The sequence below is a fragment of the Bacillus cereus group sp. MYBKT111-2 genome, from assembly GCF_051915205.1.
In the GTDB taxonomy this organism is placed as follows: Bacteria; Bacillota; Bacilli; order Bacillales; family Bacillaceae_G; genus Bacillus_A; species Bacillus_A paranthracis.
Map to the genome: position 1 here is coordinate 117521 of NZ_JBQAEG010000006.1, position 20146 is coordinate 137666.

The window sequence follows — 20146 nt, forward strand, 5'->3', positions numbered from 1 at the left end:
CCCTCCTTGTTTTCATTCCTTAATATATGCTAGGGCAATCCCCAGCATTTGGCTGGAAGAAGCAGTGCTTTTTGAAGCGACCAGAGTTTTGCTGATTATACCAAGTTGGTGGACATGCACCTTCAGGCCTAAAAAACCATAAGGCAAAATTTGCAGGCCAAAAACGTTGTCCTTGAATCGTTCGCCTTGCTAATGCGATATCTTGTTCCCTTGCACGTTGATAAAAATAACCTTTTTGAGTTGCCTCAAAACCACCAGGATTTTGATACACCATTTGACGTAAATTACGAATATTTTTAAAGTCTAAACAATTCCCGCGGACACGATTTACTCCAACGTTTCCGACCATTAACATCCCCTGTTGTCCTTCACCTTCAGCTTCAGCACGCATCAGTCTAGCTAATAACTTTACATCTTCTTCGTTATACGCGATAACGCCCATTATGTGTCACCTCTCTTTTTGGAATACCTTGTGGAAAGAGGTTTATGTCTAGATGAAGTGTGTAACAATTACTAGTTCATACGTATGAGAAAAAGGACTCAGATATGACAACCAAACAAAGTTTTACATGGAGAGTGGAAAATAAAAAAAGCTAGCGTGAGCCAGCTTTTTTATTAAAAAACTTTAGACCATAAGTTTGAGAAGAAATCACCGATAGAGCGCATTGTTAATACAAACCAATTTGCTTTTTCAACTTCTTCTGTCGTTTTTGCAGTAACTTTCATACCTTTACTACCGTCTAAGAAACCATATTTATCGGTTGATTCTAAAGTAATCGATCCTACTTTTGCATCTTTCTTAATAGGAGCAATTAAATGACCATCTTCAGCAAGAGATTTATCTACTTCAGTTCCAATTTTATAAGGGTCTTTGCTACCTTTTTTTGCAATTACGGTTATTTCTTTTTCCGGTGCAACAGTTACTTGATTTTCTTTCCCTTGTACTACAGAGAGTGTATTGTTTTTATCGACCTTTAGTTTTTGTTTTTCGAAGTTATTAAACCCGTATTCGATTAACTCACGAGATTCTGTGAAGCGCTCGTCCATTGATTTTGTTTTAATAATAACCGAAATAAGACGTACATCACCACGTTTAGCAGTAATAGTAAATCCGTATCCAGCTGTATCAGAACTTCCGGTTTTTAAACCATCAGTACCTTCATAAGCGAAAGCAGCTCCTGGTAACATCCAGTTCCAGTTTTCCATACGAATTGGTTTCGGATGATTATCTGGGAAGTTTCTAAATCTTTGTTTTGTATCCTCTAGCATTTCTGGATACTTTGTAATCATTGCTTTTGAAAGTATACCCATATCGCGAGCTGACATAGAGTTTTCTGCATTTGGATCAGTACCCTCAGGATGTTTTCCTTTTAAGTCAGCGTTATTTAAACCAGTAGCGTTTACAAATTTATATTTCTTTAACCCTAGTTTTTTTGCATGTTCATTTGCAAGATTTAAGAAGTTTTTCTCACTTCCTGCAAGAAGTTCTGCTAAGGCAATACTAGATCCGTTTGCAGAGAAGATAACGATAGAATGATATAGTTCTCTTACAGTATATTGACGTCCTTTTTCGAACGGCACGTTAGAGAATTCATTATTACGTGAAACTTCATAAGCGTAATCGGAAATATTTACCTTTGTATCCCAAGTGATTTTTCCTTCTTTAATTGCTTCTAACACGGCATAAACAACAATTAATTTTGACATACTAGCGATAGCTAGTAATTCATCTGGATTTTGTTCATGCAGTATTTTTCCTGTATCTGCATCAAATAGAAGTGCAGCAGCTGCCTCAATGTGTATTTTTTCTTCCGCATGGGATGTTGTTACTCCTAAGGAAGAAATTGACAATAGAAACACTAGTAAAATAGAAAAGATTTTCTTCATATACATTATCACCTTCGCATCGTTATTAGCATATAGCTCGTACCATTTTAGCATAAATTTGGATATAGAAAGGTTACAATTTTGTAAGGTATTTAAAAGGATTTGTCGATTTTTGTTCAAATTTGCGGAAAAAAGAAGTTTTTTGAGGAGAAATATAGAGGGGAATAAAAAAAGGAACGAATTTCGTTCCTTTTTCACGATTTATATGTGTAAAAATTTCTCTACCTTTTCGTCTGGTAAAATGTTTCCGACGAAAAATGTTCCGAATTCACCATAACGAGCACTTACTTCATCGAAGCGCATTTCATATATAAGCTTTTTAAATTGAAGAACATCGTCAGCGAATAATGTTACGCCCCACTCAAAATCGTCGAATCCAACAGATCCTGAAATAACTTGGCGTACTTTACCTGCATACTGGCGACCAATTTTACTATGACTGTACATCATTTTCTTACGTTCCTCCATCGGAAGCATGTACCAGTTGTCATCACCTTGGCGACGCTTGTCCATTGGATAGAAGCAAATATGATTTGCTTTCGGTAACTCAGGATATAAGCGAGCTAAGATTTGTGGATTTTGGTATGGATCTTCATCAGCTGGAAGGTAGTTGCTTAGTTCAACAACAGATACGTAAGAGTATGCAGGAACCATATATTCAGCTAAAGTTGTTTTATTCAATTCTGTCTCAATTTCATTTAACTCTTCCATTGTTGGACGTAAAATCATAAGCATAATATCAGCTTTTTGGCCAACAACTGTATACATTGCGTGACTGCCCTTTTTTGCAGCAGCTACGTCGTTCCATTTTTCAACGACATTTAAAAATTCAGACACAGCTTGTCCGCGTTCGTCGCTAGATAATGTTTTCCATGCAGCCCAATCAATAGAACGTAAATCATGTAAACAATACCAGCCATCTAACGTTGTTGTTGCTTCACTCATTCTATTCACCTCAGTTAATGATAGTTTTACACGTTAACTATAGCATATATAGTTTTAAAATCATCTATATAAAACCTTGGCGCATAAAATTGTCACATTTATATTTATTTGAAAATAGGAAGAGACAAGGCTTAAAGGGGCTTTATTTCTATGCTGAATTTTATGAAAATATAATCATTTTTATTTTATCTATTTTTTGGGAGCTATAAGTTTAAAATATAGAGGAAAAGAAGTATTCTTAAAGATAGAGTTTTTTTAACATATGTAGGAGGGTTTATTCGTGAGCAACTTATTTACAACAGTAAAAGAAAAAGTTCAAGGAAAAGGCGTTTCTATCGTACTTCCTGAAGGAACTGATGAAAGAATTTTAGGCGCTGCAGAGCGTTTAGCAAAAGAAGAGTTAGTAAAACCAATCTTAGTTGGTAATAAAGAAGAAATTAGCGCAAAAGCTGCTAGCATGAATTTAACATTAGCAGGCGTTGATATTTACGATCCAGCTACATACGAAGAAATGGATGCAATGGTAGCATCTTTCGTTGAACGCCGTAAAGGTAAAGCAACTGAAGAAGACGCTCGCAAAATCCTTAAAGACGAAAACTACTTCGGTACAATGCTTGTATACATGGGCAAAGCACACGGTTTAGTAAGTGGTGCAGCTCACTCTACAGCTGATACAGTTCGTCCAGCACTTCAAATCATTAAAACAAAACCAGGCGTTACAAAAACTTCTGGCGTATTCATCATGGTACGTGAAGAAGAGAAATATGTATTCGCTGATTGTGCAATTAACATTGCACCGAATAGCCAAGATTTAGCTGAGATTGGTATCGAAAGTGCGAAAACTGCTGAACTATTCGGCATTGATCCACGCGTTGCTATGTTAAGCTTCTCTACAAAAGGTTCTGCGAAATCTCCAGAAACAGAAAAAGTTGTAGAAGCAACTCGCATTGCAAAAGAAATGGCTCCAGAATTAGCTCTAGATGGAGAATTCCAATTCGATGCTGCATTCGTACCATCTGTAGCTGAGAAAAAAGCTCCAGGTTCTACAATTAAAGGTGATGCTAACGTATTCGTATTCCCAAGCTTAGAAGCTGGTAATATCGGCTACAAAATCGCTCAACGTTTAGGTAACTTCGAAGCAGTAGGACCAATCTTACAAGGTTTAAACATGCCTGTAAACGACCTATCTCGTGGATGTAACGAAGAAGAAGTGTACAAGTTAGCTTTAATTACAGCAGCTCAAGCACTTTAATTCTATAACGAATTGAAATAAAGACCGTCGCTAAAATAGCGACGGTCTTTATTTTTCTAAGCCAAGTGCTTTATTGTTACGATCAATAATACGTTGTAAATTCGTCTCATATAAAGGTATTTCATCTATTGTTAATTGAGATGGTGTTAACTTTGGAGCGAATTGCTGCAATGTTTTTAAAAGGCGCATCATTAAATCTTGTACTGTAATGGTTTCGCCAAGTAATTCTGAAAGTGAAGCCATCGTACTCGGTACAATTTCAGGATAAGTAAAGCGTGTTTCTTCTCCTTGAATGGCTAGGTTGTAGAAATCACGAACGAGTGCGGCACGTTCAGAGCCACTTCCTGTAGCACAGAGATAAATTTGGACAGCGACACCACCGCGAATACGGCGCTGTGAAATACCAGCAAATTTTTGGTCGCGAATACTTAAATCGTAGCTACCAGGGCAGTAAGAACCAACGATTTCTTTTGCCTCAATTGTAACATCGTAATCCTTTAACATTTCCTGAATTAAATGCCACATTGTATCGTATCCAAGATCAATATCGATACCTTTTTCCGTCTCTTGGAATAAAAGTGATACGTTTAACACACCTTCATCAAGTACGACTGCAAGCCCGCCAGAATTACGAACGATAACATTGAAGTCGTTTTCTTTTAAAAAGGAAATACCTTCTTCTAAGTGTGGTAGGCGTGAATCTTGAATGCCAAGAACAATTGTATTGTGATGAACCCAAGAGCGCATTGTTGCAGCTGATTCGCCCTTTCCAATGCTTGTGCATAATGTATCATCCATTGCGAATGATTGAAGTGCATGGAATGTTGGTCCTAAACTAGACTGATCTACAATACGCCACTCTGGCTGAGATAAAATGGAACGGGAATTGCTCATATAACTAACCCCTTATCTTTAAAATGACAATCTCTATTATAGCAAAAAATAATGAAAGTAGTTTTTAAGAGAAAACCTTACTGAATTGTAAGGTTGTTGTAAGGAAAGTGAATTGGTTAAATGATCTAAGATGGCTAAACTAAGAGATGTAATTATTGATTTTAGGAGGCATACAAATGAAAAATGTTAAATTAGGAATCGTAGCGATTATGTCAGCTGCTGTATTTAGTGGCTGTTCTATTATGGATATGATTGCACCACAAGCAACGGGTGTTGTTATGTATGGAGATGAAACAGGCGTTCAACAAACAATGGATCAATATAAAGATAAAATTGAATCTCAAAATAAATTTGAAGCTAAACTAGGTACTGTTAATGAGAAAAAGGTTTTAATCATGAATAAAACAACGGCTGAGAAGATGGTAAAGGAAAACATGCTGAAAAAAGTAGTGAAAGAAGATGTAGAACCTATTAAAGCATTGCCGGCTATTTCTGATGAAGCTGGAATTGTATTTGCTAAAGAGGAACAAAAAGATGTAGTAATTGATGGAAAGAAAATGAAGTACGAAGGCAATGTAGTAATTGGTGATGCGCGTAAATATACAGATATGTATGCAGTTGTTAGTGATGCAGAATATGCAAAAATAAGTGAACCGGTAAAAACAATTGGTTTAGCATCCTTTAAAGAGAATCCAAAGGAAAAGATTTTTCCAGATATAAAGAGGGATTCTAAAGTAGAAGAAGCACATATGGTTGAAGTGAAATAACAAAAAGGATGCATGTAATGCATCCTTTTTACTCTGCAATTTTTTCTAAATTACCGTTTCGATCCATTCGGAAAGATGTTTGAGAACGTTCTTCTTCATCCATGACTGCCAGCTTACGAGCGCGGTTCATAATGTTCATAAGTGTTTCGTAATCTTCTTGTACAGTATGAGATTGTTTTTCTAATTTTTCCAGTTTCTTTTCTAGTTCTTCATTTCGAAGGATTTGTGATTTAATTTCTTGTTTCAATCTCGTATTCTCGTTTTCAAGAGCTGTCACTTTTATATTTGAAGATCCGACTGTTTGTAAAAAATAAATAACATCTTGCATTGTCATAGAGCCTTTTGCAGTAGGAACGGTAGTTTCTTGATATGGAGTAGCTTCTTTATATTGTACAATTGATTCCTCTTGTACGAACTCTTCATAATTAGTTATCGAATCTGAAGCTGGTGGTGTATAAAGTAAACGTTTTTTCGCTTGTTCACCACTTGCAGCACGCATTTTATCTTTACGATGTTTTTTTGCTAGTTGAAGAGCTTGTTCATAGCTATAGCGAACAACAGCATTCCAACGGAAACCACAGGCAGCCGATGTACGATTTAATCTGTCTCCTACTTCTTCAAATGCATTTAATTGAGTACTTCCTTCTCGAACGTGACGAAGTACAGTTTCAGCAAGTAATAAATCATCCTCATCCGTCCAAGCATCTTGTCTTACTTTCATAGATTCAACTCCCTTTCTTTTTATGAACTTCCTATTTTTATAATGGGCAAAAAAATGAGCTTTTATACAAAGCTTTTAAAAATATGGTAGATTTCGATGAGAGGTATAAAGTGAAACTTTCATCAGTGAGGAGGTTCTTCATCCCCTACCTAACTTCTTTGCTTTCGCTGAATTTTAAGGTGGGGATCTTACTGCCCATTAAAGCGGGATAAATTTTGCCAAGAATGATGGAAGGTGCTGTAGGAAAACATATAAATATGTAGCATTATATGAGGAAAGAGCGTCGAAAGGAAACTTGCAACGAGCTTCAAAGAGCGGTAAAATACCATTTAGTGTTTATTTTTAAATGTACTTGAGAAAAGTTTAAAATAGAGGAAGTGTTATATAATGGGAAACGAATTTCGTGTGTGTGATGATTGTCAGGCAACGAACGTTAAAACGCTGATTCCAAAGCTAAAAAAAGTAGATTCATGTGCAACGATTGAAGTTGGATGTCAGTCTTACTGTGGCCCTGGCCGTAAAAAATCATTCGCATTTGTAAATAATCGTCCAGTTGCAGCGCCAACAGAAGACGAATTAATTGTAAAAATTGAGGCAAAGTTAAATAAGTAAGGAAAAGAAGAGTGAACAGATTACTCTTCTTTTTTTATGCCCATAAGAGGAAGAGTCTATTCTGAGAAAGCTTAACTGGTGATGATAATAGTTCATGACAGATAGGCATTATCTATTTATTAAGGTCTCGGCCTATATGAATTTGTATTTCAAAATAATGGTTGACAGTCTTTTGAAGCGATAGGTAGAATAGAAGGTGTCTGATTCTGAGAATCATTATCAGAAAAGGGCCGATTCATTTAATTTTTTTATTGCTATTTGAGAATAAATTTCATTTCATTAAATTAAACATATGTTGTTGGTTAGGATGGTTGAGGGATGGAAGCGAGCGCAAGGAGTATAGAACAGCAAGATGTGAATGTTAAAGAGATTAAGAGCAGGCCGCTCATTGCTTCTATTATTTTAGTAGCAGGTACAATTTTGTTAGCTTTAAGCATGGCACTGTCTATTTCGTTTGGTGCTGCAGATATTAGTTTAAAGACTGTATGGCAAGCTGTATTTCAGTTTGACGGTTCTATTACGCATCATAATGTAATTCAAGAACTTCGCATGCCTAGAGCAATAGGGGGCGTAGTAGCAGGTGCCTTTTTAGCGGTATCAGGAGCAATTATGCAAGGTATGACGCGAAATCCACTTGCATCACCATCGTTAATGGGGATTACAGATGGGGCTGTATTTGGAATTGCAATTATGTATGCATTCTTCCCTAATTCACCTTATTTAATGTTCGTTATCGCATCTTTTATTGGTGCTGCGTTTGGAGCGAGCATTGTATATGGAATTGGATCTTCTTCACCAGGTGGATTAACGCCTGTGAAATTAGCTTTAGCGGGTGCCGCGATTAGTGCTTTATTAGGGGCCATATCATCTGGAATTGCGCTATATTTCAATCTTGCCCAAGAGGTAAGTATGTGGAATGCAGGCGGAGTTGCTGGAGTGAAATGGGAAAGTATTAATATGTTAGTACCGATTGGTCTAGTTTGTCTCTTCATTGCAATTATGATGTCGAGGTATATTACAATTTTAAGCTTCGGTGAAGAAATTGCGATTGGACTTGGTCAAAATACGACATTAATTAAATTTATCGGGACAGTACTTGTTCTTGTGTTAACAGGTTCGGCAGTTTCTATGGCAGGATCGGTTGGATTTGTTGGTCTTGTCATCCCACATATGACTCGTTTCCTTGTAGGCTCAGACTATAGATGGGTTATTCCATGTTCTGCGGTCTTAGGCGGGCTGTTAATTGAATGTGCAGATATGTTATCTCGCGTTATTAATCCGCCGTTTGAAACGCCAATTGGAGCAATTACAGCGCTAATTGGGGTTCCATTCTTCCTCTACTTAGCACGTAACGAAGGGAGAGGAAAAATGTGAGGACAAGTGTCTTAACAAAAAAGAACGTTTCGGTTTTAACAATTTTAGTAGGATTAATCGTTACTGTATTTTTAGTGAGTTTAAATACAGGGACATTTAAAATACCGCCAATGGACGTATTAAAGTCATTGGTTGGACTCGGGGCTGAGGATCAGTCTGTTATTTTATTTGAATTCCGTATGCCGCGTATGGTCATTGCTATATTAGTTGGATCTGCTTTAGCTATGTCAGGTGCAATTTTGCAAGGTTTATCACGAAATCCACTTGCTGATCCAGGTATTATCGGTATTAACGCTGGAGCGGGATTAACGGTTGTTATATTTGTCTACTTTTTCTTCGGGAAAGTTGGAACTGGTACATTTTTATCTGTATTTATCCTTCCATTCTTCGCGTTAGTTGGAGCGATATTAGCAGCGGTTATTATTTATTTACTAGCATGGAAAGACGGCGTTTCATCTACTCGATTGATACTAGTTGGTATCGCTGTTGCAGCCGGGTTTGGTGCTGTTAGTTTAATTTTTTCTATGAAGATGACATCTAACGATTTCCGTTTTGCTACGATTTGGTTAGCAGGAAGTCTTTGGGGCACAGATTGGAAGTTCGTGCTAAGTGTCCTTCCATGGATGGTTATTTTCTTGCCACTAGCTATTAGTAAAGCACACATATTAAATGTAATGAACCTAGGCGACTCTACAGCAGTTGGTCTTGGTGTAAACGTAGAAAAGGAAAGACGTAAATTATTATTTATTGCAGTTTGTTTAGCAGGTGCATCTGTCGCTGTTGCCGGAGGAATTGGCTTTATCGGTTTAATGGCTCCGCATTTAGCAAGGCGCCTTGTTGGTGGTAAGCATCAAATTATGTTGCCTACAGCTGCACTAATAGGAACGTTTTTACTTTTATTCGCAGACGTAATTTCAAGAAGTGTGTTACCAACTTCAGAAATACCGGTCGGTCTTGTTATTTCTGTAATTGGTGCACCGTATTTTATATACTTACTTATGAGGACAAAGTAAAGGGAGGCTTTTTGTATGGCAACTTTAGCAGTTGATGCGGTATCTGTTGGCTATAATGAAGGGTTAATTATTGATGGATTAACAGTTGAAATTCCGGAAGGGAAAATTACAACAATTATTGGACCAAATGGTTGTGGAAAGTCCACATTATTAAAAACGGCTTCTCGTATTTTGAAAGCAAAAAAAGGTACTGTTTATCTTGACGGAAAAGCAATCGAGAAACAACCAACGAAAGAAATCGCAAAGAAAATGGCAATTTTACCACAGACTGCAGAAGTACCAACTGGCCTTACTGTATTTGAACTCGTTTCATATGGACGCTTTCCTCATCAAAAAGGATTTGGAACGTTGAAAGAAGAGGATTATCGCTACATTCATTGGGCACTTGAAGTGACGGGAATGACAGAATTCGCAAATCGTCCAGCAGAGGCATTATCAGGTGGGCAACGTCAACGCGTATGGATTGCGATGGCTCTTGCACAAGGGACAGAATTACTCGTATTAGATGAACCGACAACGTACTTAGATATGGCTCATCAATTAGAAGTATTAAACTTATTGAAAAAGTTAAATGAAGAAGAAGGTAGAACGATTGTTATGGTTATCCATGACTTAAACCATGCTTCTCGTTTCTCAGATCATATGATTGCATTAAAAGCTGGTAAGTTAATGAAACAAGGAACACCAGATGAAGTGATGACGAGTGAAACACTTCGTAATGTATTTGAGATTGAAGCTCAAATTGTTCCATGTCCAGTAAACTGTAAGCCAATTTGTTTAACGTATGATTTAGCGATGATTAGTAATCAATTGCGTAAAAAAGCATAAGTAGAATCCCCCTCGTAAAGAGGGGGGGCTTCTAATGGACGTTGAGCTTCTTATTAGTAAATAGGAAGTTGAACACCCGTTAGAACGGGGGCATAAGCAACAATTAATCAATATATATTTATTAATTGTTAACCTTGTTTCTTATAGTTCACTGTAACTTATAAGAGAAATACAGCTAGAAGGAGTGGGAACATGAAGAATTTTAAAATGGCGTTATTAGCAATGGTACTAGTCTTTACTTCTGTACTATTTGCAGCTTGTTCTAACAAAGAAGAGAAGAAAGCAGATGCGAAGGATGCGAAGACTGAAGAGCGCACTGTACAACATGCAAAAGGGGAAATTAAAATCCCTGCAAATCCCAAGAAAATTGCTGACCTTAGTGGTTCAACAGAAGAATTATTAATCTTTGGTATGAAACCAATTATTACTGCTAATACATCTCAAGAAAAAATTGATGCACATATTGAAAAGAAATTAAAAGACGTAAAACCAGTTGGTTCTGCTTGGGGAGATAAAATTAACATCGAAGCAGTAGCTGCTGCAAAACCAGACTTAATTCTTGTAAATAATCGTCAAGAAAAGATTTATGATCAATTATCTAAAATTGCACCAACAGTTATGTTAAAAACTCCATTAGACCAATGGCGTCCAAAATTCGAAGAAGTAGGTCAAATCTTCGGTAAAGAGAAAGAAACAAAAGAATGGTTCAAACAGTATGACGAAAAAGCAAGCAAATTACATGACAAAATCGTTGCGAAAACTGGCGATGCTAAATTCATGAAAATGGCTGCATATCCAAATGCTTTCCGTGTATACGGTGACTACGGTTACGGTAGTGTAATCTTTAATGATTTAAAATTACCAGCAGTTAAAGGTACACCAACTGATAAACCGTTAGTACAAGTACAAAAAGAAGCTTTAATCGATTACAACCCAGATTACTTATTCGTATTTACGACTGGTGACGGTTCTCAGCGCCTAAAAGAATTCCAAGAAGAATCAATTTGGAAAAATATGAACGCTGTTAAAAACAACCACGTATTTACAATTAAAAACGAAGAATTAAACAAAGGTTACTTCCCACTAGGTAAAGAAATGATCTTAGATGAAGTTGCTGAGTTCGTTTTAGGGAAATAATATATAAAAAGAGATCACTTTTACTCCGGTAAAAGTGATTTTTTCTTTATATAAGGGTAATTAATATAGTCTTTCATTTCTTTCTGTTTCCTATTTCGTTTATAATATATAGTAAGAATGCAGTAAAGAAAGGGGGATGTCGGAAAGTGGTATATTTAAACGACAAACTCAGCGAAACAAAAGTGTTTAAAGACCCGGTACATAAATATGTGCACGTGCGCGATCGTGTTATTTGGGATTTAATCGGAACGAAAGAATTTCAACGCTTGCGCCGTATTAAGCAGCTTGGAACGACATTTTTTACATTTCACGGTGCAGAGCATAGTCGCTTTACTCATTCGTTAGGTGTATATGAAATTATTCGTCGTATGATTGATGATGTGTTTGATGGCAGACCGAATTGGAATGCTGAAGATAGATTGTTATGCTTATGTGCGGCATTACTTCATGATGTCGGTCACGGTCCGTTTTCTCATTCGTTTGAAAAAGTATTTTCATTAGACCATGAGAAATTCACGCAAAAGATTATCGTTGGAGATACGGAAATTAATCGTGTATTAAGTCGTGTGGATAAAGATTTCCCACAAAAGGTAGCCGATGTAATTGCGAAAACATCTACTAATAAATTAGCGATTAGCATGATTTCCAGTCAAATTGATGCAGATCGCATGGACTATTTATTAAGGGATGCGTACTTTACTGGCGTAAAGTATGGAAACTTTGATATGGAACGTATACTGCGCGTTATGCGTCCGTACGGAAATCAAGTAGTTATTAAAAATAGTGGTATGCATGCTGTTGAGCATTATATTATGAGTCGTTATCAAATGTATTGGCAAGTATATTTCCATCCAGTAACACGCAGTGCTGAAGTTATTTTAACGAAGATTTTACACCGTGCAAAATCATTGCACGAGAAGTACTATACATTTAAAAATCATCCGGTTCATTTCTATTCTTTATTTGAAGAAGAAGTAACAGTAGAGGATTATTTAAAGTTAGACGAGAACGTTATGTATTATTACTTCCAAGTATGGCAAGACGAAGAGGATCCAATTTTAAGTGATTTATGTCGCCGTTTTATGAATCGAAACTTATTTAAATATGTAGAGTTTACAGATAAGCACGGTTTAGATAATTGGATGGAATTAAGTAGCTTATTCAAAAAGATTGGACTCGATCCAGAATACTATTTAGTAGTTGATTCAACATCAGACTTACCGTACGACTTTTACCGTGCTGGTGAAGAAGAAGAACGTCTGCCAATCTTACTTCTTATGCCAAATGGAGAGCTTAGAGAGCTTTCACGTGAATCGGATATTGTTGAGGCAATTACTGGTAAGAAGAGAAGGGATCAAAAATTATTCTATCCGCATGATTTAATCTATGAAGATGGAAGAAAAGGAAAATATAAAGAGAGAATTATTGAGTTGTTAGAAGGAAAAAAATAAGAAGCAGCTAAGAGCTGCTTCTTATGAAAGAACTTGAAATTATTTGTCGCTTAAGCGTTTTCCGCCAACTGCATAATGGTTTTTAGACATTTCTTCGATGAAAACAACGATGTTTTCTTCAGGAGCACCAGTTGTTTCGCTTACTGCTGCTGTTACTTTCTCAGCAAGAGCTTTCTTTTGTTCCTCTGTGCGTCCTTCTAGCATTTTCACTGTTACGTATGGCATATATAATCGCTCCTTTTATGTAAGTTACACTCTTATTATAGCGGATTATGTGGAAGAACAATCAAAAAACAAATAATTTCTTTTTTTGACATATTGAAGAGGAGATGAAGCATGGATCAGTTATTTAGATACCCGTTGCACCAAATTCCTTTGGTAGCAATGGCCATTATTATCGCATTATCAGTGCATGAATTTGCGCATGCATATGTTGCATATAAATTTGGAGACGATACAGCAAAGAAGCAAGGACGTTTAACATTATCACCGATGGCACACTTAGATCCTATCGGTATGATTGCTGTATTAATTCTTGGTTTCGGTTGGGCAAGGCCGGTACCAGTTAACCCATATAACTTTAAAAGACCTCGTCTTGCAGGTATATTAGTTTCAATTGCAGGACCGATTAGTAACTTAATTTTAAGCGCAATCGGTTTAATTATTTGGTATAGCTTATTAACATTTGGTGTATTAGACTCAATTCCATTTGCAGTAGCAGATACGCTAGCTCAATTTTTCCAGATTTTTATTATGTTGAATATCGTTTTACTTGTCTTTAACTTATTACCAATCCCGCCACTTGATGGATATCGCGTAGTGGAGGATTTAGCACCAACAAATATTCGTGCGAAAATGACACAGTATGAAAAATACGGGGCAATTGCTTTATTAATTCTAGTTATTACACCGCTTAGCAATTACACAATCCAACCTATTTTTAATGTTGTCATTCCATACGTATTTGCATTTTTAAACAGTATTATTGCGCCTATCTTTGGCCTTTTATAATCATTAAGTGAGGAGGAATTTACATATGACAGAGAAAAAGAAAAAAATCGGTTTTAATATCGTGAAAAATGATTCAACAGATGGACATGGTGGTTTTGGCGTTGGGGCATTAAGTCTAGAAAACATTTCACCTGTATTTGTCGATGTACTAGAGAAAACAGCATTTGTTGATATCGGTGCGATGCATGCACGTAGTACAGTAGAAAAAGGTATTAAGTTTTTAACAAATAAAGATGAAGTTCCAAACGGAAAACCATACTGGCTTGTATGGGTAACGATTGAAAGAACAGCAACAGGTGCGTATTACGCAGGTGTAACAGCTTGTGAAATGACAGTTGACCGTGAAATTCGCCGCGGATATAAGTCACTTCCAGAGCACGTAAACAAAATGGATAAATCATTGAAGCGTCACATTATGGTTGAACATATGGACGAATCATCTAAAAAAGTACTTGGTACATTCTTAAAAGAACATAATGAAGCGATTTGGAACGAGTCTAGCGAAGAATTGCGCCGTGCTTTATTAAGTGAATAAAAAATAGCTGACGGATGTCCGTCAGCTATTTTTTTTTACCAAGGAAGATATTTTTTCCACCAACTTGTTTTTTTCTTTTCTTCAGTTGTCTTTTCAAATTCCTCTTTATCATCAACGTGATCCATACAATATTCAGTTGGTTCTGTACCTTTTGCAAAATACATTTTCACTGAAATTGGACAATTTTTTGTAGCGATTTTCCCGTTTTCAGGGTTAATATCGACTGCAACGACGTCACTTGGTTGTTTAAACTCTTTTTTAGGCTGTCCATCTAAGCCTTTCTCCATCGTATCAGTCCATATTCTTTTCGCATAGCCTTGTTCTGCTACGTTTGAAATTGATTTAGGTTGATCATATCCAACCCATACGCCAGTTACGAGTTGCGGGGTAAACCCAATCATCCAACTATCTGTTTCGGTAGAACCAGATTTTCCGGCATAGGTTCTTGATAGTTTAGATAACATTGATTGACCAGTTACAGCAGCATAACTGCTTAGTTTTTTATTAAACATGCCTGTCATCATTTCTTCCATCACAAATGCTTTGCTCTTATCAAGAACTTGTTTACTCTCCAAATGAGCATCGTATAAAATATTTCCTTCATGATCCATAATGCGGCGAATGAAAATAGGTTTTACTTCTTTTCCCCCGTTTGCGAACATGCTATAAGCGTTAACCATTTCAATTGGTTTTACAGGAGATGTACCGAGCGCGAGGGAAGGGACATCTTTTAATGCACTTTTAATGCCGAATTGCTTCGCTGTCTTTGTAAGAATGTCTTCGCCTAAAAATAAATTAGTCTTCACGGCATATACGTTATCAGAGACCGCAAGAGCTTGCGCCATTGTTACAAAATCGTCTGCATAATAGTCTTTATAGTTTTTCGGTTTATACTTTGAAACACCGTCACCTAAAGTGAACACGGTGTATTCGCTTTTTAAGCGCGTAGCAGGGGTGAATCCTCGTTCTAATGCCGCATAATATAGAAATGGCTTAAATGTAGATCCAGGCTGGCGAGCGGCCTGTGTAGCCCTGTTAAATTGACTTGTATTATAATCAGTTCCACCAACAAGGGCAGCTACTTCACCTGTTTTTGGATTCATAGAGACGAGCGCAGTTTGTATGTTTGTCGTGTCAGGTATGTGGTTTTTTACAGCTTGTTCTGCAACTGATTGTAATTTTGGGTCTAGCGTTGTATAAATACGCAAGCCGCCTTTTTGTAACGCTTGCTCATCTAATCCGACATCGCGAAGAAGAGAAGCTTGTACAGCATCTTGGAAATAAGGCGCAACCTCTGCGACTTTTTTCGTATCTAATGAAGCGAAAGTTAGTGATTCTTTCTTTGCTGAAGCTGCTTGTTTCTTCGTAATATAGCCTTGTTCTACCATTTCATCTAATATAAGAGATTGTCGTTCTTTCGCACGATCTTTTTTTAAAAAGGGAGAGTAGACACTAGGTCCTTTTGGTATACCCGCGAGCATACTAGCTTCCGCTAATGTTAATTCTTTTGCTGTTTTATCAAAATATAGACGGGACGCAGCTTCGATTCCATAAGCACCATGCCCGTAATAAATTGTATTTAAATATCCTTCTAAAATATGATTTTTATTATAATTCACTTCAAGACGGATTGTGTACATTGCTTCTAATAGTTTACGTTTCCACGTTTTATCATGATCTAAGTATAGGTTACGGGCATACTGTTGTGTAATTGTACTAGCGCCTTGGACTTTTGCCATCGCTTTTAAATCAGCAACAATGGCACCAGCGATACGCTTCATATCAAAGCCATGATGTTTGTAGAATCTTTGATCTTCGATAGAAAGTGTTGCCTCTTTTACGTAAGGAGAAATTTCCTTGAGAGATACATTGTATCGTTTTTGTACCTCATTACTTTGTCCTATAACAGTGTCATCATTAGCATAAAAGACACTTGTTTGCGGGACAGCGACAGGAGGAGGTCCCATAATTTTTGCAACTATAATAATAACAAAAAAGGAAAAAACGAAAAAAAGAACAGAAGAAAACATTACGGTGAAGAAAAGACGTTTATATTTTCTAATTTTTGGATTCATAGTTTGATCCATCTTTTTCAGCCCCTCATTCATACAAACATTATTGTATTAGTATTGAGGGTTTTCGATTATTTTAAACAATGAAATTTCGAAAATAAAGAGCTCCTTCAATTAAGAAAGGAGCTCAAATGCACGTGCTGGCCAATCGGTAATAATGACATCTACGCCATAATCAATCATAGTTTGCAAATCTTTGTATTCGTTAATTGTATAAGGGCGGAAAACATACCCTTGCTTTTGCGCGAGTTGAACAAATTCCTTTGTTAGTAGTTGAAAGTTTGGATGTAAACCAGTTGCTTCTCTAGTTTTTGCTTCAGCGATAGGATCAGCAAGTGGCTGGTCATATAAAATGGCTCTTGGGATTTCAGGAGCAATTTCTGCTAATAATGAAACAGAGTCGTGATTAAATGAAGAGAATACAATTTGATTAGAAAGATGGTATTCTCGAACGAGAGCAACAGCCTTTTCTTCAATATTTGGATAATGAATCACGTCTGTCTTTAATTCAATATTGAGTTGTAAGCTTGTTGTAGATAGCCAAATAAATACTTCTCGTAACGTCGGAATTTTTGCTTCATGGAAAGAAGCGTCTTTATGACTACCAGCATCTAAAGCTTGTAACTCCTCTACCGTTTTTTCAGAAACAAGTCCTACATCATTCGTTGTACGATCGACTGTTTCATCGTGAATTACGACAAGTTCACCATCTTTTGATAGGTGGACATCAAGTTCAATGCCATGGGCGCCGATGCGTTCAGCTTCTTGGAAGGCAATCATCGTATTTTCTGGATGTGTTCCTTTTACACCGCGATGGGCGAAAATAAGTGGTTTACTCATGTGAAATTCTCCTTATCATTTCTTTTCTTTCATTATGAAACTGCTTTTGAAAAAATACAATTTAATATGACAAACATTTACAAAAGTCTAACAGTTGCACAAAAGTTAACGTTAACGTAAAATGTAATAATCGAGTGAAGGGAGGAATAAACATGTATAAGATTGATGAAGTTACAAAGCAAGTTGGTTTAACAAAACGTACACTTCGTTATTATGAGGAAATTGGTTTAATTCATCCCCCAGAACGTAGTGAGGGGAACATTCGCCTGTATACAGACGAAGATATCGCTAGAATTAAAAGAATTGTGGAAGCGAAAGAAGTGTTAGGGATTACGCTTCAAGAAATGCAACATTTTTTATCGTTAAAAGAAAGAATGGAGCAAAGAAGAAATAGTGAGAATCCCCGTGATCGTGAAGTGATTCAAGAAATTAAAGAGATGCTTCAAAAACAAGTGCAAACGCTAGACGAGAAAATGGAGCAAATGCAGCGTGTAAAGGGAGAACTTGAAGACAGCTTACATCGTGCAGTGACATTTTTAGAGAATACAAAAGGAGAGTAATCAAAATGGAGAGCAAACAAAAACTAGGGAGATTGATTACAGTGTTGGCTACTTTCCTTGCCTTTTCAGGTATAGGGGTAGTCGATCCAATTTTGCCAATTATTGCTGAAAAGATTGGTGCATCGCATTGGCAAGTAGAGATGTTATTTACAGCGTATATTTTGACGATGGCAATTATGATGTTACCAGCTGGAATATTTGCATCGAGATTTGGTGATAAACGAATGATGACAATCGGTCTTGCGATCGTGACTGTATTTGCGTTTATATGCGGTATATCGCAAACGATTGCTCAGCTATCTCTTTTCCGCGCTGGATGGGGATTAGGGAATGCGATGTTCTTCGCAACGGCGATGACTTTATTGATTGCATTAAGTAAAGAAGTTCATGAAGCAGTAGGGTTATATGAAGCAGCTATCGGTTTAGGAATGGCAGGTGGACCATTATTAGGTGGGATATTAGGTGGACATTCTTGGCGTTACCCATTTTTTGCGACGAGTATTTTAATTTTCTTAGCATTTATTTTAGTTTTCTTCTTTGTGAAAGAACCAGAGCGAAAAGTGAAGCGTAAAGCGGCAGGCGTAGGAGAATTACTTAACCTGGTGAAGTATAAGCCGTTTATGCAAGGCGCCATTTCAGGAATGTTATACTACTACGGATTTTTCGTTGTGTTAGCATATTCACCACTTATTATGCATTTATCTGCTATTCAATTAGGTTTTGTATTTTGTGGATGGGGACTCGCGTTAGCTTACGGTTCTGCAATTTTAGCACATAAGCTAGAAGGGAAATATGAGCCGAAAACATTGTTGAAAGGCAGTTTACTCGTATTTGCGCTGTTCTTAATTGCACTATTCTTCGTGAAAATTATGTGGTTACAAATTGTATTAATTGTTCTATCAGGATTAGCATCAGGATTAAATAATGCATTATTTACAAGTTATGTAATGGATATTTCACCTTATGAAAGATCTGTTACATCTGGTGTTTATAACTTCGTTCGTTGGTTAGGTGGCGCAATTGCTCCCATTTTATCAGGGATTATCGGCCACACTGTTTCACCACAAAGTCCATTTTTAGTAGGTGGGATTGTTGTATTAGTTGGTTGTGTAATGATTTTAATTCCGATTCGAAAGCAGGTAGAAGTAGAGACAAAAGCCCTTTCTTAAGAAAGGGTTTTCTTTATATGTATATGTTAGAACCCTCTGACTAAAATATATTTTCGGTATTTTTGTACTTTTAACTATACATTTTGGATGTTTTGTTTTATTTTTGTTAGGGGACATTAATGATGTCCCTATTATAAATTTGCATTGAAAGGCGTGATTGTACGATGGAACTATGGTTCACTGAAAAACAAACAAAACATTTTGGGATTACGGCGCGTATTAACCGCACATTACATACGGAGCAAACAGAATTCCAAAAACTTGATATGGTCGAAACGGAAGAGTTCGGAAACATGCTTATTTTAGATGGCATGGTTATGACAACAGAAAAAGATGAGTTCGTTTATCATGAAATGGTAGCGCACGTACCTTTATTTACACATCCAAACCCTGAAAACGTATTAGTTGTAGGTGGCGGCGATGGCGGTGTTATTCGTGAAGTGTTAAAACACCCAAGCGTAAAGAAAGCAACTCTTGTTGAAATCGATGGAAAAGTAATTGAGTACTCTAAACAGTACTTACCATCAATTGCAGGTGCATTAGATAATGAGCGTGTAGAAGTAAAAGTAGGAGACGGTTTCCTACATATCGCAGAAAGCGAAAATGAATATGACGTAATTATGGTAGATTCTACTGAGCCAGTAGGACCAGCAGTAAACCTATTTACAAAAGGCTTCTACGCTGGAATTTCAAAAGCGTTAAAAGAAGATGGTATCTTCGTTGCACAAACGGACAACCCTTGGTTTACGCCAGAACTAATTACAACTGTGTTTAAAGATGTAAAAGAGATTTTCCCAATTACTCGTTTATACACAGCGAACATTCCAACTTACCCAAGCGGTCTTTGGACGTTCACAATCGGATCTAAAAAACATGATCCATTAGAAGTAAGTGAAGAGCGTTTCCACGAAATCGAAACGAAATACTACACAAAAGAATTACACAATGCAGCATTCGCATTACCGAAATTTGTTGGCGATTTAATTAAGTAAGAGAATCGCACGGAACAAATAAAGTGTAAATAGCTCATTTAAGGTGTTTGTCCAGAAGACTTGAACATGCTAGCTATTTACACTTC

Annotated in this window: 21 protein-coding genes; 13 read left to right on the forward strand and 8 right to left on the reverse strand. The window is 36.8% G+C overall.

Annotated elements, in window-relative coordinates:
- Nucleotides 1-19 precede the first annotated feature (19 nt).
- The 3 genes from cwlJ to hemQ all read right to left on the reverse strand — a co-directional run bounded on the left by cwlJ (nucleotide 20) and on the right by hemQ (nucleotide 2832).
- Nucleotides 20-442, reverse strand: coding sequence for a cell wall hydrolase CwlJ (cwlJ, locus tag ACTFNE_RS18040; RefSeq protein ID WP_000538165.1), 423 nt, complete (start codon nucleotides 440-442; stop codon nucleotides 20-22).
- Between the two features lie 173 nt (nucleotides 443-615).
- Nucleotides 616-1893 (reverse strand): serine hydrolase, encoded by a 1278-nt coding sequence (locus ACTFNE_RS18045; RefSeq protein WP_270705221.1) that lies wholly within the window; start codon nucleotides 1891-1893, stop codon nucleotides 616-618.
- A gap of 195 nt (nucleotides 1894-2088) precedes the next feature.
- Complete coding sequence (hemQ, locus tag ACTFNE_RS18050) at nucleotides 2089-2832, reverse strand: hydrogen peroxide-dependent heme synthase (protein WP_001287585.1); 744 nt, start codon at nucleotides 2830-2832, stop codon at nucleotides 2089-2091.
- 280 nt (nucleotides 2833-3112) lie between these two features.
- On the opposite strand from hemQ, the gene pta reads away from it, so the two are divergent.
- Nucleotides 3113-4084, forward strand: coding sequence for a phosphate acetyltransferase (gene pta, locus ACTFNE_RS18055; RefSeq protein WP_270705207.1), 972 nt, complete (start codon nucleotides 3113-3115; stop codon nucleotides 4082-4084).
- A 48-nt stretch (nucleotides 4085-4132) separates the two neighbouring features.
- Here pta and ACTFNE_RS18060 read toward each other — a convergent pair whose 3' ends face one another.
- A complete protein-coding gene (locus ACTFNE_RS18060; protein ID WP_000071927.1) occupies nucleotides 4133-4978 on the reverse strand; it encodes a lipoate--protein ligase family protein in 846 nt (281 codons plus the stop codon).
- A 176-nt stretch (nucleotides 4979-5154) separates the two neighbouring features.
- On the opposite strand from ACTFNE_RS18060, the gene ACTFNE_RS18065 reads away from it, so the two are divergent.
- Nucleotides 5155-5745, forward strand: coding sequence for a lipoprotein BA_5634 family protein (locus ACTFNE_RS18065; protein ID WP_000800129.1), 591 nt, complete (start codon nucleotides 5155-5157; stop codon nucleotides 5743-5745).
- 28 nt (nucleotides 5746-5773) lie between these two features.
- On the opposite strand, the gene ACTFNE_RS18070 is transcribed toward ACTFNE_RS18065, so the two are convergent.
- Nucleotides 5774-6466, reverse strand: a complete 693-nt coding sequence (locus tag ACTFNE_RS18070) for an RsfA family transcriptional regulator (protein WP_000868375.1) — start codon at nucleotides 6464-6466, stop codon at nucleotides 5774-5776.
- 387 nt (nucleotides 6467-6853) lie between these two features.
- Between ACTFNE_RS18070 and ACTFNE_RS18075 the strand changes: the two genes are divergently transcribed.
- The 6 genes from ACTFNE_RS18075 to ACTFNE_RS18100 all read left to right on the forward strand — a co-directional run bounded on the left by ACTFNE_RS18075 (nucleotide 6854) and on the right by ACTFNE_RS18100 (nucleotide 12881).
- Nucleotides 6854-7078: a DUF1450 domain-containing protein gene (locus tag ACTFNE_RS18075; protein WP_000526077.1), complete on the forward strand. Its 225-nt coding sequence runs from the start codon at nucleotides 6854-6856 to the stop codon at nucleotides 7076-7078.
- Between the two features lie 318 nt (nucleotides 7079-7396).
- The gene (locus tag ACTFNE_RS18080; RefSeq protein ID WP_000388276.1) at nucleotides 7397-8452 is read left to right on the forward strand and encodes a FecCD family ABC transporter permease; all 1056 of its coding nucleotides are present in this window, start codon (nucleotides 7397-7399) and stop codon (nucleotides 8450-8452) included.
- Nucleotides 8449-9465, forward strand: coding sequence for a FecCD family ABC transporter permease (locus ACTFNE_RS18085; protein WP_001260776.1), 1017 nt, complete (start codon nucleotides 8449-8451; stop codon nucleotides 9463-9465). The genes ACTFNE_RS18080 and ACTFNE_RS18085 overlap by 4 nt, the downstream gene beginning before the upstream one ends.
- A gap of 15 nt (nucleotides 9466-9480) precedes the next feature.
- The gene (locus ACTFNE_RS18090) at nucleotides 9481-10293 is read left to right on the forward strand and encodes an ABC transporter ATP-binding protein (RefSeq protein ID WP_000212060.1); all 813 of its coding nucleotides are present in this window, start codon (nucleotides 9481-9483) and stop codon (nucleotides 10291-10293) included.
- A gap of 192 nt (nucleotides 10294-10485) precedes the next feature.
- The gene (locus tag ACTFNE_RS18095; protein WP_270705208.1) at nucleotides 10486-11430 is read left to right on the forward strand and encodes an ABC transporter substrate-binding protein; all 945 of its coding nucleotides are present in this window, start codon (nucleotides 10486-10488) and stop codon (nucleotides 11428-11430) included.
- Nucleotides 11431-11576: 146 nt separating this feature from the next.
- Nucleotides 11577-12881 (forward strand): HD domain-containing protein, encoded by a 1305-nt coding sequence (locus ACTFNE_RS18100; RefSeq protein WP_000262739.1) that lies wholly within the window; start codon nucleotides 11577-11579, stop codon nucleotides 12879-12881.
- Between the two features lie 39 nt (nucleotides 12882-12920).
- Here the strand turns inward: ACTFNE_RS18100 and ACTFNE_RS18105 are convergent, their stop codons facing one another.
- The gene (locus ACTFNE_RS18105; protein WP_001147171.1) at nucleotides 12921-13106 is read right to left on the reverse strand and encodes a 2-hydroxymuconate tautomerase; all 186 of its coding nucleotides are present in this window, start codon (nucleotides 13104-13106) and stop codon (nucleotides 12921-12923) included.
- A 111-nt stretch (nucleotides 13107-13217) separates the two neighbouring features.
- Here ACTFNE_RS18105 and ACTFNE_RS18110 point away from each other — a divergent pair, with 111 nt between their 5' ends.
- Together ACTFNE_RS18110 and ACTFNE_RS18115 are read left to right on the forward strand one after the other, a co-directional pair.
- Nucleotides 13218-13892, forward strand: a complete 675-nt coding sequence (locus tag ACTFNE_RS18110) for a site-2 protease family protein (RefSeq protein WP_270705209.1) — start codon at nucleotides 13218-13220, stop codon at nucleotides 13890-13892.
- Between the two features lie 25 nt (nucleotides 13893-13917).
- Entirely contained in the window at nucleotides 13918-14427 is a 510-nt protein-coding gene (locus tag ACTFNE_RS18115; protein ID WP_000136688.1) for a YwhD family protein, read from the forward strand.
- A 35-nt stretch (nucleotides 14428-14462) separates the two neighbouring features.
- Here the strand turns inward: ACTFNE_RS18115 and ACTFNE_RS18120 are convergent, their stop codons facing one another.
- Nucleotides 14463-16514 (reverse strand): transglycosylase domain-containing protein, encoded by a 2052-nt coding sequence (locus ACTFNE_RS18120; protein WP_270705210.1) that lies wholly within the window; start codon nucleotides 16512-16514, stop codon nucleotides 14463-14465.
- Between the two features lie 99 nt (nucleotides 16515-16613).
- Nucleotides 16614-17339, reverse strand: a complete 726-nt coding sequence (locus ACTFNE_RS18125; protein ID WP_046197980.1) for a glycerophosphodiester phosphodiesterase — start codon at nucleotides 17337-17339, stop codon at nucleotides 16614-16616.
- Nucleotides 17340-17491: 152 nt separating this feature from the next.
- Here ACTFNE_RS18125 and ACTFNE_RS18130 point away from each other — a divergent pair, with 152 nt between their 5' ends.
- From ACTFNE_RS18130 to speE, 3 genes are all read left to right on the forward strand, one after another.
- Nucleotides 17492-17899 carry a MerR family transcriptional regulator gene (locus ACTFNE_RS18130; protein WP_046197981.1) on the forward strand — a complete coding sequence of 136 codons (408 nt, stop codon included), beginning with the start codon at nucleotides 17492-17494 and terminating at the stop codon, nucleotides 17897-17899.
- A gap of 5 nt (nucleotides 17900-17904) precedes the next feature.
- On the forward strand, nucleotides 17905-19068 hold the full coding sequence (locus tag ACTFNE_RS18135) for an MFS transporter (RefSeq protein ID WP_046197982.1): 1164 nt from the start codon (nucleotides 17905-17907) through the stop codon (nucleotides 19066-19068).
- Nucleotides 19069-19232: 164 nt separating this feature from the next.
- Nucleotides 19233-20060 carry a polyamine aminopropyltransferase gene (speE, locus tag ACTFNE_RS18140; RefSeq protein ID WP_000424696.1) on the forward strand — a complete coding sequence of 276 codons (828 nt, stop codon included), beginning with the start codon at nucleotides 19233-19235 and terminating at the stop codon, nucleotides 20058-20060.
- Nucleotides 20061-20146: the final 86 nt, after the last annotated feature.

Coding starts and splice junctions, on each gene's coding strand:
- ACTFNE_RS18045 (WP_270705221.1), bottom strand. CDS start 1,893: ATGTATATGAAGAAAATCTTTTCTATTTTACTAGTGTTTCTATTGTCA.
- ACTFNE_RS18115 (WP_000136688.1), top strand. CDS start 13,918: ATGACAGAGAAAAAGAAAAAAATCGGTTTTAATATCGTGAAAAATGAT.
- ACTFNE_RS18105 (WP_001147171.1), bottom strand. CDS start 13,106: ATGCCATACGTAACAGTGAAAATGCTAGAAGGACGCACAGAGGAACAA.
- ACTFNE_RS18075 (WP_000526077.1), top strand. CDS start 6,854: ATGGGAAACGAATTTCGTGTGTGTGATGATTGTCAGGCAACGAACGTT.
- ACTFNE_RS18060 (WP_000071927.1), bottom strand. CDS start 4,978: ATGAGCAATTCCCGTTCCATTTTATCTCAGCCAGAGTGGCGTATTGTA.
- ACTFNE_RS18070 (WP_000868375.1), bottom strand. CDS start 6,466: ATGAAAGTAAGACAAGATGCTTGGACGGATGAGGATGATTTATTACTT.
- speE (WP_000424696.1), top strand. CDS start 19,233: ATGGAACTATGGTTCACTGAAAAACAAACAAAACATTTTGGGATTACG.
- ACTFNE_RS18095 (WP_270705208.1), top strand. CDS start 10,486: ATGAAGAATTTTAAAATGGCGTTATTAGCAATGGTACTAGTCTTTACT.
- ACTFNE_RS18130 (WP_046197981.1), top strand. CDS start 17,492: ATGTATAAGATTGATGAAGTTACAAAGCAAGTTGGTTTAACAAAACGT.
- ACTFNE_RS18065 (WP_000800129.1), top strand. CDS start 5,155: ATGAAAAATGTTAAATTAGGAATCGTAGCGATTATGTCAGCTGCTGTA.
- ACTFNE_RS18080 (WP_000388276.1), top strand. CDS start 7,397: ATGGAAGCGAGCGCAAGGAGTATAGAACAGCAAGATGTGAATGTTAAA.
- ACTFNE_RS18125 (WP_046197980.1), bottom strand. CDS start 17,339: ATGAGTAAACCACTTATTTTCGCCCATCGCGGTGTAAAAGGAACACAT.
- ACTFNE_RS18110 (WP_270705209.1), top strand. CDS start 13,218: ATGGATCAGTTATTTAGATACCCGTTGCACCAAATTCCTTTGGTAGCA.
- ACTFNE_RS18120 (WP_270705210.1), bottom strand. CDS start 16,514: ATGGATCAAACTATGAATCCAAAAATTAGAAAATATAAACGTCTTTTC.
- cwlJ (WP_000538165.1), bottom strand. CDS start 442: ATGGGCGTTATCGCGTATAACGAAGAAGATGTAAAGTTATTAGCTAGA.
- ACTFNE_RS18090 (WP_000212060.1), top strand. CDS start 9,481: ATGGCAACTTTAGCAGTTGATGCGGTATCTGTTGGCTATAATGAAGGG.
- hemQ (WP_001287585.1), bottom strand. CDS start 2,832: ATGAGTGAAGCAACAACAACGTTAGATGGCTGGTATTGTTTACATGAT.
- ACTFNE_RS18135 (WP_046197982.1), top strand. CDS start 17,905: ATGGAGAGCAAACAAAAACTAGGGAGATTGATTACAGTGTTGGCTACT.